Source organism: Thermodesulfobacterium geofontis OPF15 (assembly GCF_000215975.1).
Taxonomy (GTDB): Bacteria; Desulfobacterota; Thermodesulfobacteria; order Thermodesulfobacteriales; family Thermodesulfobacteriaceae; genus Thermodesulfobacterium; species Thermodesulfobacterium geofontis.
Map to the genome: position 1 here is coordinate 301,209 of NC_015682.1, position 16,140 is coordinate 317,348.

Annotated in this window: 16 protein-coding genes and 1 pseudogene; 10 read left to right on the forward strand and 7 right to left on the reverse strand. The window is 30.7% G+C overall.

Translation table 11 applies throughout. The features are described 5' to 3' along the window. Positions 1-8: 8 nt before the first annotated feature. Positions 9-281, reverse strand: coding sequence for an acylphosphatase (locus TOPB45_RS01590; RefSeq protein ID WP_013909117.1), 273 nt, complete (start codon positions 279-281; stop codon positions 9-11). 152 nt (positions 282-433) lie between these two features. On the opposite strand from TOPB45_RS01590, the pseudogene TOPB45_RS01595 reads away from it, so the two are divergent. From TOPB45_RS01595 to TOPB45_RS01615, 4 genes and pseudogenes are all read left to right on the forward strand, one after another. Beyond that, positions 434-1,273 (forward strand): annotated as a pseudogene (locus TOPB45_RS01595) (IS1595 family transposase). 473 nt (positions 1,274-1,746) lie between these two features. After that, on the forward strand, positions 1,747-2,061 hold the full coding sequence (locus tag TOPB45_RS01600; RefSeq protein ID WP_013909118.1) for a hypothetical protein: 315 nt from the start codon (positions 1,747-1,749) through the stop codon (positions 2,059-2,061). Positions 2,062-2,758: 697 nt separating this feature from the next. After that, positions 2,759-2,974 (forward strand): hypothetical protein, encoded by a 216-nt coding sequence (locus TOPB45_RS01610; RefSeq protein WP_013909119.1) that lies wholly within the window; start codon positions 2,759-2,761, stop codon positions 2,972-2,974. A gap of 7 nt (positions 2,975-2,981) precedes the next feature. Then, the gene (locus tag TOPB45_RS01615) at positions 2,982-4,124 is read left to right on the forward strand and encodes an ArsA family ATPase (protein ID WP_013909120.1); all 1,143 of its coding nucleotides are present in this window, start codon (positions 2,982-2,984) and stop codon (positions 4,122-4,124) included. On the opposite strand, the gene rsmB is transcribed toward TOPB45_RS01615, so the two are convergent. Both rsmB and uvrB read right to left on the reverse strand, forming a co-directional pair. After that, on the reverse strand, positions 4,121-5,503 hold the full coding sequence (gene rsmB, locus TOPB45_RS01620; protein ID WP_013909121.1) for a 16S rRNA (cytosine(967)-C(5))-methyltransferase RsmB: 1,383 nt from the start codon (positions 5,501-5,503) through the stop codon (positions 4,121-4,123). The two genes, TOPB45_RS01615 and rsmB, sit on opposite strands and share 4 nt — an antisense overlap. Positions 5,504-5,513: 10 nt before the next feature. Beyond that, the gene (gene uvrB / locus TOPB45_RS01625) at positions 5,514-7,526 is read right to left on the reverse strand and encodes an excinuclease ABC subunit UvrB (protein ID WP_013909122.1); all 2,013 of its coding nucleotides are present in this window, start codon (positions 7,524-7,526) and stop codon (positions 5,514-5,516) included. 295 nt (positions 7,527-7,821) lie between these two features. Here uvrB and TOPB45_RS01630 point away from each other — a divergent pair, with 295 nt between their 5' ends. From TOPB45_RS01630 to thiE, 4 genes are all read left to right on the forward strand, one after another. Beyond that, the gene (locus TOPB45_RS01630) at positions 7,822-9,234 is read left to right on the forward strand and encodes a hypothetical protein (protein ID WP_013909123.1); all 1,413 of its coding nucleotides are present in this window, start codon (positions 7,822-7,824) and stop codon (positions 9,232-9,234) included. A gap of 93 nt (positions 9,235-9,327) precedes the next feature. Beyond that, positions 9,328-10,191, forward strand: coding sequence for a VIT1/CCC1 transporter family protein (locus tag TOPB45_RS01635; protein WP_013909124.1), 864 nt, complete (start codon positions 9,328-9,330; stop codon positions 10,189-10,191). Between the two features lie 30 nt (positions 10,192-10,221). Further along, the gene (locus TOPB45_RS01640) at positions 10,222-10,914 is read left to right on the forward strand and encodes an anaerobic ribonucleoside-triphosphate reductase activating protein (RefSeq protein ID WP_013909125.1); all 693 of its coding nucleotides are present in this window, start codon (positions 10,222-10,224) and stop codon (positions 10,912-10,914) included. Continuing rightward, positions 10,901-11,551 (forward strand): thiamine phosphate synthase, encoded by a 651-nt coding sequence (thiE, locus tag TOPB45_RS01645; protein ID WP_201763798.1) that lies wholly within the window; start codon positions 10,901-10,903, stop codon positions 11,549-11,551. The genes TOPB45_RS01640 and thiE overlap by 14 nt, the downstream gene beginning before the upstream one ends. Here the strand turns inward: thiE and TOPB45_RS01650 are convergent. After that, entirely contained in the window at positions 11,548-12,177 is a 630-nt protein-coding gene (locus TOPB45_RS01650) for a flavodoxin family protein (protein ID WP_013909127.1), read from the reverse strand. The genes thiE and TOPB45_RS01650 overlap by 4 nt on opposite strands. Further along, on the reverse strand, positions 12,177-12,383 hold the full coding sequence (locus TOPB45_RS01655) for a hypothetical protein (protein WP_013909128.1): 207 nt from the start codon (positions 12,381-12,383) through the stop codon (positions 12,177-12,179). The genes TOPB45_RS01650 and TOPB45_RS01655 overlap by 1 nt, the downstream gene beginning before the upstream one ends. 166 nt (positions 12,384-12,549) lie before the next feature. On the opposite strand from TOPB45_RS01655, the gene TOPB45_RS01660 reads away from it, so the two are divergent. Beyond that, the gene (locus TOPB45_RS01660; protein WP_013909129.1) at positions 12,550-13,356 is read left to right on the forward strand and encodes an OmpA family protein; all 807 of its coding nucleotides are present in this window, start codon (positions 12,550-12,552) and stop codon (positions 13,354-13,356) included. A 19-nt stretch (positions 13,357-13,375) separates the two neighbouring features. Beyond that, complete coding sequence (locus tag TOPB45_RS01665) at positions 13,376-14,002, forward strand: MBL fold metallo-hydrolase (protein WP_013909130.1); 627 nt, start codon at positions 13,376-13,378, stop codon at positions 14,000-14,002. Positions 14,003-14,107: 105 nt separating this feature from the next. Here TOPB45_RS01665 and TOPB45_RS01670 read toward each other — a convergent pair whose 3' ends face one another. Then, positions 14,108-14,590: a radical SAM protein gene (locus tag TOPB45_RS01670; RefSeq protein WP_049774808.1), complete on the reverse strand. Its 483-nt coding sequence runs from the start codon at positions 14,588-14,590 to the stop codon at positions 14,108-14,110. Between the two features lie 123 nt (positions 14,591-14,713). Next, positions 14,714-15,967: a GGDEF domain-containing response regulator gene (locus TOPB45_RS01675; protein WP_013909131.1), complete on the reverse strand. Its 1,254-nt coding sequence runs from the start codon at positions 15,965-15,967 to the stop codon at positions 14,714-14,716. Between the last annotated feature and the right edge of the window lie 173 nt (positions 15,968-16,140).

Below are 16,140 nucleotides of genomic sequence, written 5' to 3' on the forward strand. Positions count from 1 at the left end.
TTTAAAATTTAGTAACGTATTCTAAAATCAGTAAATTCACCTTTGTATGGTTCTTCTATAACTTCTACATCTGTTACTTTTGAATAGGGAGATCCTTTATAACACCAGGCAACCATTTTATCTACTGCTTCATCTTCTCCTTCAAAGACAGCCTCTACCCTTCCATCTGGAAGATTTCTTACCCAACCTTTTACTCCTAATTTTTTAGCCTCTGCTTCTGTATAAGACCTAAACCAAACTCCCTGAACTTTCCCAGAAATAAACACATGAACCCTTTTCATAGATATTTTATATAATTTAAATTTTTTCTAAAGTCAAGTATAAATTTTTGTAAATTGTCTAACCTTTAATCCTTCATCAATATGCTTTATAAAATCTTTAGGTAATTGCTCAATATATTCCACCATGCTATGATAAAGCATGGGGTATGAAGATGAATTTAGTAGACCTCCTCAAAGTTACCTCTTCCGAAGAGGAAGCAGAAAAGTTTTTAAGAGCAAAGGGCATTTTAAAAACCTTTGACCGCTGTCCCTTTTGTGGATACCAAAAAAGATAGAAAGTAAAAAAAAGAAGTTTCTTTAAATGCTACGGATGTAGGAAGGAATGGAGCATAAGAAAAGATAGTATACTTGAAGACTTAAAAGTCCCCTTCACTAAATTTATTCTGGCTGTTAAACTCTTTATCTTGGAAGTACCTGTTAATAAGGCTTATAAAGAACTTAATTTAGCTTACAATACTACTCACAAGATTTACAACAGGATTAGGCAGTGCATATTTAAGTTTGTTTCAGAGGATGACGAATTTTTAAGTGGAGAAGTAGAGATGGACAAGAGCTATTTTGGAGGTAGAAGGAAGGGTAATAGGGGGAGAGGAGCAAAGGGTAAGATACCAGTGTTTGGGATACTTGAGAGGGAAGGTAAGGTAAAGGTAGAGATAGTGAAGGATGTGACGGCGGAGACATTGCTGAGGGAAGCGATAAAGAAGGTTAAGAGGGGGAGCATTATATACACGGATAAGTTTAAGGCTTATGATGGTTTGGTAATATATGGATTTAAGCATGAGAGGATAGACAAGAGTATTAAGTTTTCGAACGGGAAGGTCTATATTAATGGGATAGAAGGGTTTTGGAGTTATGCCAAGGAAAGGCTTCTTAAATTTCACGGGGTAAGCAGAGAGTATTTTGTGTATTATTTGAAGGAGCTTGAATTCAGGTATAATTTTAGGGCTAACTTAGATGAAATGTTGTATAATGTGCTTGGTGGAATAAAATGAGCAATTACCAAATTTTTTTTAGCACACAAATAAAATTTTTCAAGGTGTAAAAATTAAAGATGAGAAAATATACTCTTAAACTGGGGGTGTGTCCCATTAATTGTGTAAAGACTTAAAAAATAAAATGGGTATGATAGCTTTCCCAATGCTTGATAACTTTAAACTACCATGTCCTTTCTAAAGTAATTTTTTACAAATTAAAAAACCTACTTTTTTATTTCCTAATTGGGAAATTTTTCCTCAAATGGAGAAGTTTTTAAAGGAATTTATGCATAATAAAAGTCACTATGAACTTTAAACTTATAGTTTCATATTGTGCAAAAATGCAAATTTTTTTTGCAAAATCTTTTTTTATTCTTACTTAAAAATTTATTGAAAAATTAAGCTTTTCGATGAGATTAATACTTCAAAAATTGGGCATATTTTTTGAAAAAAAATTAATAAATAAAAAACCAAACAGGGGGGGTGTAGATATGAAAAGATTGGTAGCTCTTTTAGCAGGTATTTCTTTATTAGGATTTTCTGCAGTTTATGCAAAGGGTCCTCAAGGAGGGCCTGCTGGTCCTAAACCTTATCAAGGTGCTGGGATAGGTAAAGAAGTTAGCGAAGAAGCAAAAAGTGAAGCTAAAAATGAAAAACAGAAATTTGGACAGGTTGTTAAAGAAGAAGCTCAAAATAAGACGAGAATTATAAAACATAAAGAACTAAAACAACAGCAAAAAGAACAAAAAAAGGAGCAAAAACAAATTCGTAAAAAGGCTGGATCAGAAAACGCAACCTCTCAGTAAGTCTGTTAAATTGTTTTAGCAAAAGTGGGGACAGAGGGAAAGGCACTTTCTTTCCTTCTGTCCCTTTTTGTTTTTTTTATTTATATTTTAAATTTTATCAAATGATGATAGGTTTGCCCAAAATTTTAGTGTGGCTGTTTCAAACACTACCTAAAGGTTTTTTTCGACTTTTAACTTTATTGAGCCAAATAAACCCTCTATTCTAAATCTATTCCCTCCCTACCTCTCCCCGGTTCTCCTTTGCTACCTTCCTTAAAGAATGCTTTATTTTCATTCTAAATGTCTCTTTAACTCTTATAACAGCTCACATCCAAGCTCTAAAACCCTCTGAATTATGTCTATCGCATCCATGAGAACTTTTAAAAGCTTCTCATCCAAATTTTTAACTCTGAAGTCGCTAATCCCGTAGAGAGGTGTAGGGAAGTTTTGAGTGTCACCTTGACAAAAATGAATGTGATGATTTAATGAACTTATTAGAAAAGTTAGTAAAAATGCAAAATTGTAGCTGTGTTTACAAAAACTCTACCTCAACAAATATGGTTTTGTCTAATCTACTTATGTCGTCACTTTCGTCAGTTATTTTTCTTTTTTTCTTCACTTTTACTTTGTTTTTGTTGGCCTGTTCTGCTTCGTAATCAGCAGGCCATAGGTTCGAATCCCATCTCCGGCTACTATTTAAAAGGAGGTGGAAAATAAAATGAAATATAAATGGATGGAACATTTAGCCCAAGCTTGGGATGCTTTTATAGAAGAAATGTTTTCCTTTGTTCCTGAGGAAACAAAAACTCACGTTAGAAATGCAAGAAAAGAGATGTTACTTGCTTTAAAAAGTATTATAGAAAAAAGGATTGAAGAATTAGAAAAACCGAAAAAGGAAATTAAAAAAGTAAAAGTTGAAAAAGCTGAGGCTTAAGAATTGAATGAGGATTATTCTTTTTACAGGAAAAGGAGGGGTAGGCAAAACTACTCTCTCAGCATCAACAGGGGCTTATCTTTCAGAACTTGGTAAAAAGGTTCTTGTAGTTTCAGTTGATCCAGCTCATTCACTTTCAGATGTTTTAGAAATAGATGTAGGTCCTGAGCCTAAAGAAATATTTAAAAATTTTTATGCTCAAGAAATAGATGTCTATTACTCCATTGAAAAGTTCTGGGGCGTTTTAAAGGAGTATTTAAAAAGTCTTCTTAAATGGCAAGGAATTGAAGAGGTTTTAGCAGAAGAAATGTCAGTTTTACCTGGAATGGAGGAAGTTTCCTCCTTTTTATGGATAAATAAACATGTAGAAGAAGGGAAATATGAAGTAATAATTGTTGATTCAGCACCTACTGGAGAAACTTTAAGATTTTTAAGTCTTCCTGATGCAGCAAGCTGGTGGGTAACTAAAATTTTACCTTTACAAAGGAAACTTATGAGATTTATAAGACCAGCAGCTAAAATAGTAACTGATATGCCTCTTCCTGAGGAAAAAACTTACGATGCATTGGAAGAACTTTTTAGGCAAGTTTATAATCTTTACTACCTTTTACAAAATCAGGAAATTTCCTCAGTAAGATTGGTAGTTAATCCTGAGAAAATGGTAATAAAAGAAACAGAAAAAGCCTTTACTTATCTTCATCTTTTTGGTTTTCCAGTTGATGCAATTTTCATTAATCGAGTGGTTGAGAAAGAAAGTCCCTTTTATGAGATTCAAAAAAAGTATATTGAGAGGATAGTAAAAAGCTTTGAGCCGACTCCAATTTTTATGATTCCTCAAGTTTATGAAGAAGTTTTAGGATATGAAAAATTAAAAGAATTTGGAAAGAAAATTTATCAAGATAAAAATCCAGCAGAGGTCTTTTTTAAAGACAAACCCTTTGAAATTTTTGAGAAAAACGGAAATTATATTTTAAAATTAATATTAAAAGAGCCTTCAGAAGAGAAATTAGAAGTTTATCAAAAAGAAGAAGATTTAATTATTAAAATTGGGAATTTTAAAAAACATTTTTTCCTTCCCAGAGTTTTATTAAATAAAGAAATAAAAAGTGCCTGCATAAAAAATAATTACTTAGAAATAAAATTTAGTTAGGAAACTTTTCTCAATCTTACAGCGAAAAAGCCATCCATATTGTGTTTATGGGGATAGGTTTTTAAATAGAGATTATTTTCTATAAGATCTCTTACTGAAGGTCCACAAGTTTTTTCAAGTACATTTAAAGGATTTTCTATTTCAAATTCTGGATGCTTCTTTAAAAATTTTTCTATAACTTTTTCATTTTCTTCTGGTTCAAGGCTACAAGTTGCATAAACCATAATACCTTTAGGTTTGAGAAAGGGAGAAAGACCTTCAAGAAGTCTTAACTGTTTTTCTGGAATATTTATAAAATCTTCTTCTTTTCTTGCCCATTTTATATCAGGGTGTTTTCTGATAACACCTGTTCCTGTACAAGGAGCATCAATAAGAATACGATCAAAAAGAGGAGCATTTAATTTAGGAAGTTCTTCAACTACATCTCCTTGAAAAACTTTAGGTTCTTTAAGTCCAAGTCTTTGAAAATTTTCTTTAAGTTTTTCAAGTCTCCAAGGATAAAGGTCAAAAGCCCATATAATTCCTCTATTTTGCATGAGTTCAGCTATATGGGTTGTTTTTCCTCCAACTCCTGCACAGGCATCAAGAATTTTTTCTCCAGGTTTAGGGTTTAAGAGAAAAGTAACTAATTGACTTGCTGAATCTTGAACGCTTATCCAACCAAAATGATAGGCTTTTAATTCTGTGACTTTACCTCTGAAACCGTCTAAGATAATTCCTGCCGGACTATAAGGGCAAGCTTTAGCGGAAGGTACTTCCTCTTTTTGAAGAAAAGTTAAAAAATTATCTCTACTTACTTTTAAAATATTAACTCTTATAACTAAAGGGGGACGTTCATTGCTTGCTAAAAGTAGTTTTTCTGTTTCTTCAAAACCAAATCTATCAAGCCATCTTTTTACCATCCATTCAGGAAAGGAATATTTTATAGATAAATAAAAAACAGGGTTAAAATCTGGGGGTTGAGGTAGATTATCTTTATTTTCCGCAATTTTATGTAAAATTGCATTAACAAGTCCTTTTATCCAATCTCCCCTCTTTCTATGAGAAAGAATCTTTAAAGCCTCCGCAATAGCAACCCTTTCTGGTATTCTGGTATAAATTATTTGATAAGTAGAAAGACGTAAAATGTTTCTTACTTCTACATCCATTTTTTCTAAGGGATGTAAAGATACACGAGAAATAACAAAATCTATATAATAAAGATGCCTTACTACTCCATTAACAAGTTCACCCACAAGCGCTCTATCTCTTTCATCAGGAAGTACACTTTTAGTTAAAACTTGAGAAAGTATTTCATCTAAAAGAGGTTTCCCTTTTTCCCAGCGAATAAGAATTTTTAGAGCTACAGCTCTTGGATTGGTTTTAGGAAGTTTTGGCATAGATTAAAAATTAACTCCATTGTAAAGCAAGTTGTTTTAAGGAAAAGAGTCTGTCTCTTAAAATAGCAGCTTTTTCAAATTCATAATTTTTAGCTGCTTCTTTCATTTCTTTTTCAACCCTTTCAATCTCAGCTCTCAAAGTTTCTAAACTTTCGAAAGTTTCAATAGGTTCTACAATTTTTTCCAGATCTACAAAATCAGCTTCAACCATTCTCATGAGAGGATCATCTAAAGATTTTACTACACTTTTAGGAATTATTCCATGTTTTTTATTATATTCCTCTTGAATTCTTCTTCTCCTTTGTGTTTCTTCGATAGCCTTTTTAATGGCTGGGGTAATAGTTTGAGCATATAGAATAGCCTTTCCATTAACATTTCTTGAGGCTCTTCCTATCATTTGTATAAGACTTCTTTCAGATCTTAAAAAACCTTCTTTATCAGCATCAAGTATAGCAATCAATGAAACTTCAGGAAGATCAAGTCCTTCTCTCAAAAGATTTATTCCTATAAGGACGTCATAAACTCCCTTTCTTAAATCCCTTATAATTCTTGCTCTCTCTAAGGTTTTTAAATCTGAGTGCATATAGCATGCCTTTATCCCGAGTTCTTTATAATAATCTGTCAATTCTTCTGCAAGTCTTTTAGTAAGAGTACAAACTAAAACTCTTTCTTTGGCTGATATTCTTTTTTTAATTTCAAAAAATAGATCTTCAACTTGATTTTCAGAGGGTCTTACTTCTACTTCAGGATCAAGAAGACCTGTTGGTCTTATAATCTGTTCTATAACTCTTCCTTCTGCTTTTTCTATTTCATATTCTCCTGGAGTTGCTGAAACATAAATTACTTGGTTTACCCTTTCTTCAAATTCTTCGAAAGTAAGTGGTCTATTATCTAAAGCAGATGGAAGTCTAAAACCATATTCTACCAAAGTTTCTTTCCTACTTCTATCACCTCTATACATTCCTCTTAATTGAGGAATAGTTATATGACTTTCATCTATAAAAAGGAGAAAATCATCCGGAAAGTAATCCAAAAGTGTATAAGGGGGCTCTCCGGGTTTTCTTCCATCTAAATATCTACTATAGTTTTCAATTCCCTTACAATAACCTATTTCACTTAAAAGTTCTAAATCATAAAGAGTTCTTTTTTCAAGTCTTTCAGCAAAAAGATAAAGCCCTTTGCTTTTAAAATATTCTACTCTTTCTTTCAGTTCTTTTTTAATTTCTTCTATTGCCCATCTGAGTCTATCTTCTGAGGTAACATAATGACTTGCAGGAAAAATTATTACACTATCAACTTTTCCTAAAACCTTTCCTCTAAAAGGATCAATGATTTTAATCTCTTCTATTTCATTTCCCCAAAGACTTACTCTTACAGCTCTTTTTTCTTCGTTGGATGGAAAGATTTCAATTACATCTCCTCTTACTCTAAAAGTGGCACGTGTAAAATCCATCTCAGTTCTTTCATAATGCATAGTTACAAGAGCTCTTAAAAGTTCATCTCTTCTTATTTTTGCTCCTACTCTCAAATAAAGATGTTTTTGGAAATACTCATCAGGGGAACCAAGACCATAGATACAAGAAACACTTGCTACGACAATTACATCCCTTCTCGAAAGAACTGCTGCAGTTGCGGAATGTCTAAGTCTATCTATAAAGTCATTAATAGATGCATCCTTTTCTATATAAGTATCAGTTATAGGAACATAAGCTTCTGGTTGATAATAATCATAATAGGAGACAAAATATTCTACTGCATTTTCTGGAAAAAGTTTTTTAAATTCATTATAGAGCTGTGCAGCTAAAGTTTTATTGGGAGCAATAACCAGAGTAGGCTTCCCAACCTTAGCAATTACATTTGCCATAGTAAAGGTTTTTCCAGATCCAGTGACTCCAAGTAAGACTTGATGTTTTATTCCTGCTTTAACACCCTTTACTAATTCTTCTATAGCCTTTGGCTGATCTCCCTTTGGTTCAATATCTGCTTTTAATTTAAAATTTGCTTCAGTCTTTATGTAATGCATATTTTAAAATTTAGTTTTTGATTTTTATAATTCAATATACTTTAAATTTTCTAAAATCTGGGGAAAGAAATTTAACAGGATAAATTTTTAGATTTTGTGAAAAAAATCTCTTAAACCACACATAGATAATTTTTTGATCTTTAAATTTAATTACATTGCAATACAAAAATTTTTAAAAATCTTTGAAAGGAAAATAAAATTAATTGTGAAAAAATTCCTTAATTATTTGGAGAGCTTCAATTTGATGTAAAGCTAAAATGCATAATTTTAAAAACCTTTAAAAGGAGGTGATAGGATGAAGGGAAAATTAATTTCAAAGGTTTTATTGTCAAGTTTAATAATGGGTGGTGTTTTTGTAAAAACCTCTTTAGCTGGAGAAACTCCTGAGGAGCTTAAAGCTCAGATAGAAGCCTTAAAGCAACAAATAGCGGTTATGCAACAACAAATGGCTTCTATGCAGGCTTTAATAGAAAATTTGCAAGGAAAAGTTAATCAAGTGGAAACAAAAACTGAAAAGCTAACTCCCCAATTTGTGGCTAAGGATTCAAAACCTATTTTTGGGAAACCTGGTCTTGAATGGCAACTTTATGGAAGAGTAAAAATGGATTATCATTACGATACTGCTCAAATTGTATATTATAACGACTTTGTAGGAACAGTAAAAAATAGATGGAGTTATGATTCAAAAAACGACCAATATAAATATGATCCTACCTATCAAAATGATTCTACTAATTTTAATCCAAGAGATACAAGACTTGGAACACTTGTTTATCAAAAAAGAGGTGACTGGATTGTAAAAGGACAAACTGAAATAGATTTTTATGGATACAATTCTGGGAACAATATTATTCCCAGAATGAGGCTTGCTTATGTAGATATTTACAATAGCAAAACAAAAACAAGCTTACTTTTTGGACAGGACTGGATTCCTGTATCTCAGTTAAATCCATCAACCATAGAATTCGGAATTTTAACAGCTGCAGGTAACCTCTGGTGGAGAGTTCCTCAATTAACTATTAGACAAAAGGTATTTGAAAATTGGGAACTCCTTGGTTCACTTATGATGCATAGAAGAATTTCTACTTCATCTGAAGAGCGTATGCCTTGGGCTCTTGCAAGAATTCAATATAAAGATGGGGTTTTAAATAAAATTTTTGATAAGGGAAGTATGATTGCTATAGGTGGGGGTTTTAAACATGATGCAGTTAAACGTGAAGATGTTTCTTTCCCAAAAAAATATTTTTCTACTGAAAGTGATGTTGATCGTTGGCTAATTTGTGGAGAATGGCTATTTAATTTTAAGCTCTTTGATCAAAAATTTCAATTTAAAGGAGAAGCTTGGACTGGAAGAGGAATTGATAAAGAATGGTTAAGATATGATCTTGGAGTAAATGCTTATGGTGAGCCTATTGAAGCTTATGGAATGTGGGCAGATCTTGTATGGAATATAAATCCTCGCTTAAGCTTTACTATTGGAGCAGGTTTTGATGACCCCAATGATAAAGAAATACTTAAAGGACAAATCGGACCACAAGCTTTAAATGATCGTCAGTTTACCAAAAATACCCAATATTTTGCCAATTTTTGGTATAAATTAAGTGATAATATGAGCATAGGTGTAGAAGTTATGCGTATTGAAACAGAACGCGATAAATGGGTAGATACTGCTAATAGATTTACTTTATCAGCTTTTTATAACTTCTAAAATCTAATTCTTTAGCCCCCTCTAAGTTTCATTTTTAGAGGGGGCTAAAATTTACTTGTTTTTTCAAAAAATTCGTCAATAATATCAAAATTAATGGAAAAAGAAATTTTAGCACTTATTGAAAATTTTCAAAAAAATGAAATTACAGAGGAATATGTATATAGAAAACTTGCCAAATTTGTGAAAGATAAAAATAGAGAAACCCTTTTAAGGATTGCTGAAGAAGAAGGGAAACATGCAAGCATCTGGGGTAAATATACTGGGAAAAAATTCAAGCCTAATTTTATAAAAGCTTTCTTTTATCTTTTTATTGCCTGGATTTTTAGTTTCACCTTTGCAATAAAGCTTATGGAAAGAAATGAAAAGCGTGCAGAAAAAGCTTATGCAAACTTAATTAAGAAAATTCCAGAAGCTCAAAGTATTTTATATGAAGAAGAAAATCATGAAAAAGAATTAGCTTTAATGCTTGATGAAGAAAGATTAAATTATATAGGCTCTATGGTTCTTGGACTTAATGATGCTTTAGTTGAGCTTACAGGAGCTCTTGCAGGTCTTACCTTTGCTTTACAAAATACTACACTTATAGGGATTACAGCTTTTATTATTGGGATATCTGCAGCTCTCTCTATGTCTGCCTCTGAGTATCTTTCTACCAGATCAGAAGAGGGAGAAAGATCACCTTTAAAGGCTTCAATTTATACAGGGATAGCTTATATTTTAACAGTAATTGTTCTTGTTTTTCCTTATTTTATATTTTCTCATTTTCTTCTTGCTTTAGGGATTGCCTTTTTTGGTGCCTTAATGATTATTCTTATTTTTACCTTTTTTGTAAGTGTTGTTCAAGAAAGATCTTTTATTAAATTTTTCTTAGAGATGTTTTTGGTAAGCTCTGGAGTTGCAATTCTTTCCTTTTTTATAGGGATTCTTGCACGCACCATATTTAAAGTAGAGGTTTAACTAAAATTTGAAAGTTTTAGGTTTTGAAAGATGATAAAAGGATTTCGTGGAACAAGCTTAATAGATTATCCGGGGAAAATAGCTTCAGTAATTTATACTTATCTTTGCAATTTTCGTTGCCCTTATTGTTATAATATAGAACTTGTTGTTCCTGAAGAATATAATAAATTAAAAGATCTTTCTGAAGATTTTATTTTACAAGAACTTTCAAGAAGAAAGGGATTTATAAAAGGAGTTGTTATTACAGGAGGAGAACCCACTCTTTGGGGAGAAAGGCTAATCTATCTTATAGAAAGAATTTATTATGAAATTGGACTTCCAATAAAACTTGATACTAATGGGTCTAATCCTGAACTTATAAAAACACTTTTTAACAGAGGAATTCTTGATTTTTTAGCTATTGATTTTAAAACCTCGCCTAAAAGGTATCATGAAATAGGAGGAGATTTTAAAAAAGTAGAAAAAACATTAAATATAGCAAAAGCTAAGCCTGAAAAAGTAGAAATAAGAATTACCTTTTACCCTCCCTTAGTTTCGGAAAAAGATCTAAAGGAGATGATACCTTATTTAAAGAATTTTAAATACATTGCCTTTCAAAAATATGTGCCTGGTAAGACCTTAGAGAAAAATGAAATTCCTCCTTATTCCCAAGATTTTTATGAAAAAGCAAAAAACCTATTTAGAGAGTTTTTGCCAGAAGTAGAAATTATTGAAAGATTCTAAAATGAAACTTTCAGGTCTTTATGTAATAACTGATGAAAAGCTTACACCCTACGAAAATGATGAAATTTTAGAAAAAGTTGAAAAGGCTTTAAAAGGAGGAGCTAAAATTGTTCAATTAAGAGATAAAAGCCATTCTGATGAATTTTTGCTTCCCTATGCTAAGGCTTTAAAAAAGCTTTGTGAGAAATATGGAGCAATTTTTATAGTTAATGATAGAGTTTCTCTTACTTTATCCGCTAACGCAGACGGAGTCCATCTTGGGAAAGAAGATCCTTTTATTGGAGAAGTTAGAAAAATTTTAAAAGATAAAATAATAGGAGTTTCCTGCTATGGAGACATTAGAAGGGCAAAAGAGATGGAATTTCTTGGAGCAAGTTATGTAGCCTTTGGGAGTTTTTTCCCATCTCCTACTAAACCAGAATCTGAAATAATTGATAAAGAAATTCTTTTATCAGCAAAAAAAGTTTTAAAAATTCCTATTTGTGCTATTGGTGGTATAACCTTAGATAAAGCTGAAGAATTAATTAAGCTTTCTGCAGATATGGTTGCAATTGTAAGTGATATATGGAAAGCCGAGGATATTGAAAAGAGGGCAAAAAAATATAGAGAAATCTTTAAAAAATATGGGAAAGATTAAGGAGCTGGGCTTGTATTAAGGTTTAGTTTTTCAGGAGATTCTATTATTTCTTTCTCTGAAAGAGTAGAAAGTTTAAAGCCTACATTTTTAGCAAGTTCTAAATAATCTTTATGATTTAAAATCTCTCCCTTTTTATCTATTCCTCTAAAAAACAGACCACCAAGGTAGATTCCATAAATAGTATCAAGAACATATTTGAAACTTCTTACCACTCCTTCAAAAAGTTTTTTTCCTTTTGTCCCTCCAAGGCTAAGAAGTATACCCTTTGGTTTTTTGTTAAAAGGGTGAGGGAGTTTTAAGAGATATTTTCTTGCCCAAAAGGCTTGAAATCTTTCAAAAAAAGCTTGTACATAAGATGTATGACTATAGAAAAATATAGGAGTTGAAACCACTAAAAAATCAGCATTCCAGATTTTTTTATAAAGTTCTTTAAAATCATCATCTAAAATGCATTCTCCAGTAGTTTCACATTCACCACATTCTATACAGGGTTGATAATTTAATTCAAAAAGTCTTATTTTTTCAAAAGAAATAAATTTTTGGTTAATACCTTTTAAAAAATAATCTAAGAGAATTTCAGAATTTCCGTTTTTTCTGGGACTACCATGGATAGCAAGAAGATACATTAATCTTCATCTATAGTTTTTTTAACTACAGAGAAGACTTGAGTAAAAACTTCTTCAAAAGTAGCAGGAGAACATCTACCCATTTCTATAAATTTAATAACAATTTCTTTGGTGGTTTTAAGGGCAAGTTCATTAATAGGAGATATGGAAGTTTTAGGAGTAGCTTTAATTTTTTGATCTAAATTTACTATTTTTTCTTGAGACATACCTTTAACCAAATTTTTTTAATTTAAAATACTCAACTTTTTTAAAATGTCAATAAAAAACAAAGACCATTACAATTTTTCTCTTGTCTTTTATTTAAAATTTATTTAAAATTTAGTAAAAATTTAAAAATAAGGAGAATCAAAAATTTTAAATTGGGAGGAGATAATGAAAAAAAACATTTTAATAGGGTTACTTTTTATAGTAATAGGTATTTTTTTAGCAGGATGTGCAGGGGAAAGTACAAAACTTTATATGAAAGATGTATCTAATACTACAAAAACTATTGATTTTCCTTCTGGAACTATAACAGGTGCAGCATCCAAAGATCAAGCAAAGGTGCTTGCTCAAATCTTTGTAGACTCACATAATATGGCTATGAGTGAATTTTCTGAACTTAAACAAAAAACTTCAAATATTGAATCTGCTACTAAAAATTTGGAAGAACTTAATAAAAAATTAGAAGAAGAAATACAAAAACTTGATGCTAATACTCAAAACATACTAAGGGCAAGTCAGTCTAATTTAGAGTTAGCTAAAAAAACTTTAGAATTAATTGAAGAATTGTCAAAAAAACAAGGAACTGGTGAAATTACCATATTTTTCCCTGTAGGTTCAAGTAAAATTAAAGAAAATTCTTTTGAATATCAAAGATTAGTTAATTTTCTTGATTATCTTGCCAGAGAAAGTAAGGGTAGAAAAATTTTATTTATTTCTATAGGTAGTGCTTCAGCCTTAGGAAATAAAAAGATTAATGAAAAACTTGCTAAGGAAAGAGCATCTGCACCTATTGAAATTATTAAAAAATACTTAATTAACGTTCCTCATGAAATTTTTAGTGTTTATGGAGTTGGTGATTTTTATAGTCCAAAGAATGTATCTATGAAAGAGCATGAAAGATATCAACATACAAGACTTATAGCAGTATATGAAACTGAGCAAATACCTAATCTACCTGCAGAACCAATGAAATAAAAATAAGGGGGGATAAAAAATGGTTAAAGATTTGATTAAAAAAATTCAGTGGTTAGGGCATGATTGTTTTCTTATTAAAAGTGATTTAATTATTTATTTTGATCCCTTTCAAATAAAAACAGGCCCTAAAGCAGATATTATCTTTGTTACTCATCCTCATTATGATCATTGTTCTCCAGAAGATATAAAAAAAATTGCTAAAGAAGATACAATTATTGTGACAGAAAAAGATTCAGCCAAAATGCTTACTGGTAAAATAGAAATAATGAAAGTAGGAGAAGAAAAGACAGTTAAAGGAATAAAAGTAAAGGCTGTCCCAGCTTATAATATAGGAAAAACATTTCATACTAAGGATAAAGGATGGCTTGGTTTTGTAGTAGAAATAGAGGGAGTAAAAATTTATCATGCAGGAGACACAGATTTTATTCCAGAAATGAAAGATATAAAAACAGATATAGCACTTTTGCCTGTTTCAGGAACATATGTTATGACTGCTGATGAAGCAGTATCCGCTACCCTTACTATTAAACCTCAAATAGCTATTCCTATGCACTATGGAAGTATTGTTGGTTCAGAAAAGGATGCAGAAAAATTTGCTAAGGCTTTAGAAGGAAAAATTGAGGTAATCATTCTACCTAAGAGCTAATATTTCCTAAATATTCTCCTACAATCGGAATTTCCTTTTTACAGTTTGGGCATCTTTTATCTTTAGAAATATTATATTCTAAAACACTAAGTGCATATCTTTTAATTAAAATAGTTCCACAATCAGGGCAATAGTATTTTCAAATTTATGCCCAGGAACATTTCCACAATAAACATATTTAAGTCTTATATCTTTACCAATTTCTATGCCTGCTTCAAGAGTTTTTATACCTTTTTCTTTTGCTATTTTTGCATTTCTCCAAATTTTTTCCGCATCAGCATTACAATAAAGCTTTACTACTTTTTTATCACCTTTTATATCAATATTTATTCCGTCAAGTCCAGCGGAAATAAGAAGTTGTAAGGCCTTTTCACTCATATATCCATTTGTTACATAAGTATTGTAATATCCGTAAGATTTGGCTAATTTAAAAACATCTACAGCGTATTCTAAAAGAAAAGTAGGCTCATTAAAAGAGAGGCTTGTTTCTTGGCAATTTAGTTTTTTGTTCCTAAAATTAGACTTGCTATGATTAAAAAAATCCCAAATATTTTCCCAAAAACAGAAAAATAAAGATAAAAATTCCAAAATTATCAAGCTTTTTACATAAAAAGGGAATAAGAATAAAAAGAAAAATTAGGTAAATAAACCAAATTATGAGAGCTAAAATTTTAAAATGAGTCACAACAGGTTAAAAACATCTTGATAAATTTAAAAAGTTATACTATTTTTTCCTTTTTCTTTTGATTTATAAAGTTTACGGTCTGCCAAAATTATCATTTCTTTTAAGGAGTTAGTGAGTTCTAACTCAACCCCCATAGAGATAGTATATCTTATTTCCAACTCTTTTGAATTTTCCTTAAGTTTCAGAATATTTTCTTCTATATGTTTTCTAAATTTTTCCAAATATTCCAAAAGTTTTTCTTTTTCTTCATAACCTACAAGTAAAGTAAATTCTTCTCCTCCTGTACGGGCAATTAAATCACTTTTTCTTCTAAAAAAATTCTTTAGATGTTTGGCAAAATCCTTTAAAACTTCATCTCCTACGCTGTGTCCATAAATATCATTAATCTTTTTAAAATCGTCTATATCTATAACTATGCAAGCTAATTTAGAATTCTGCCTTTTTGCAAGAGTCCACAATTTTGGAGCCTCCTCAAAGAAATATCTTCTATTATGAAGTCCTGTGAGTGGATCTCTATAGGCATAAAATTCTAACTCCTTTATCATATCTAACATTTCAATGGTATTGTTTATTCTTACCATAAATTCTTCTTTACTAAAGGGTTTACTGAGAAAATCATTTGCTCCAGCTTTTAAAAGAATAGGTATCATATTACTTTTGATAATTCCTGAAACTACAATAATTCCCACTTCATTTTTCTTAAATTTTTCTCTAATAGAATATATTAATTCTACAGTATCTTCTTCTGGCAAATAGTAGTCCAAAACTATTAGCTTTATATCTGGATTAGCTGATAATATTTCTAAAGTTTCTAAACCACTTTTAGCTTCAAATACTTGAAAAAGCATATTTTTTAAAATTTTTTTCATTAAAGCCCTGTCGGTCTGGGAATCATCAACAATAAGAATTTTAGTATTTCTATTTTTTAAGGCTCTTGTAATAGCATAAATAACATGTTCAAGTATATTAGGGGTTCCTTTAACTAAATAATCTACCACACCTTTTTCAAGAATTTCTTCCCTTATCTTTTCATCATAGGATGCAGTTAAGACAATAGTAGGAATTTTATTTTTTATAAGAAAATCAATAGCTTCTCCATGCTCAGCATCTGGAAGATGATAATCACAAACACAAAGTAAATAAGAATTTTCTGATACCACCCTTTCTAATTCTTTAAAATTCATTACTTGATCAGTAGGCAATTTAATTTTTTCTCCGATTATCTTAGAAAGAACTCTTAAAACTATTTTATCATCATCAACTAAAAGTATTTTAGACATTTCTAATTACTTCTTTATTTAAATTAAGTTCTACTTTTTATCGCCTCTTTAATAAGTGCTACAAAAATTCCAAGAAAAAATGCCTGTTATAAAGCCAATTGCTGTATAAAGTAAAGGTTTTGGTCTTACAGGTTCTGAAGAAACAATTATATCTAAAGGGCTTATAATTTGAG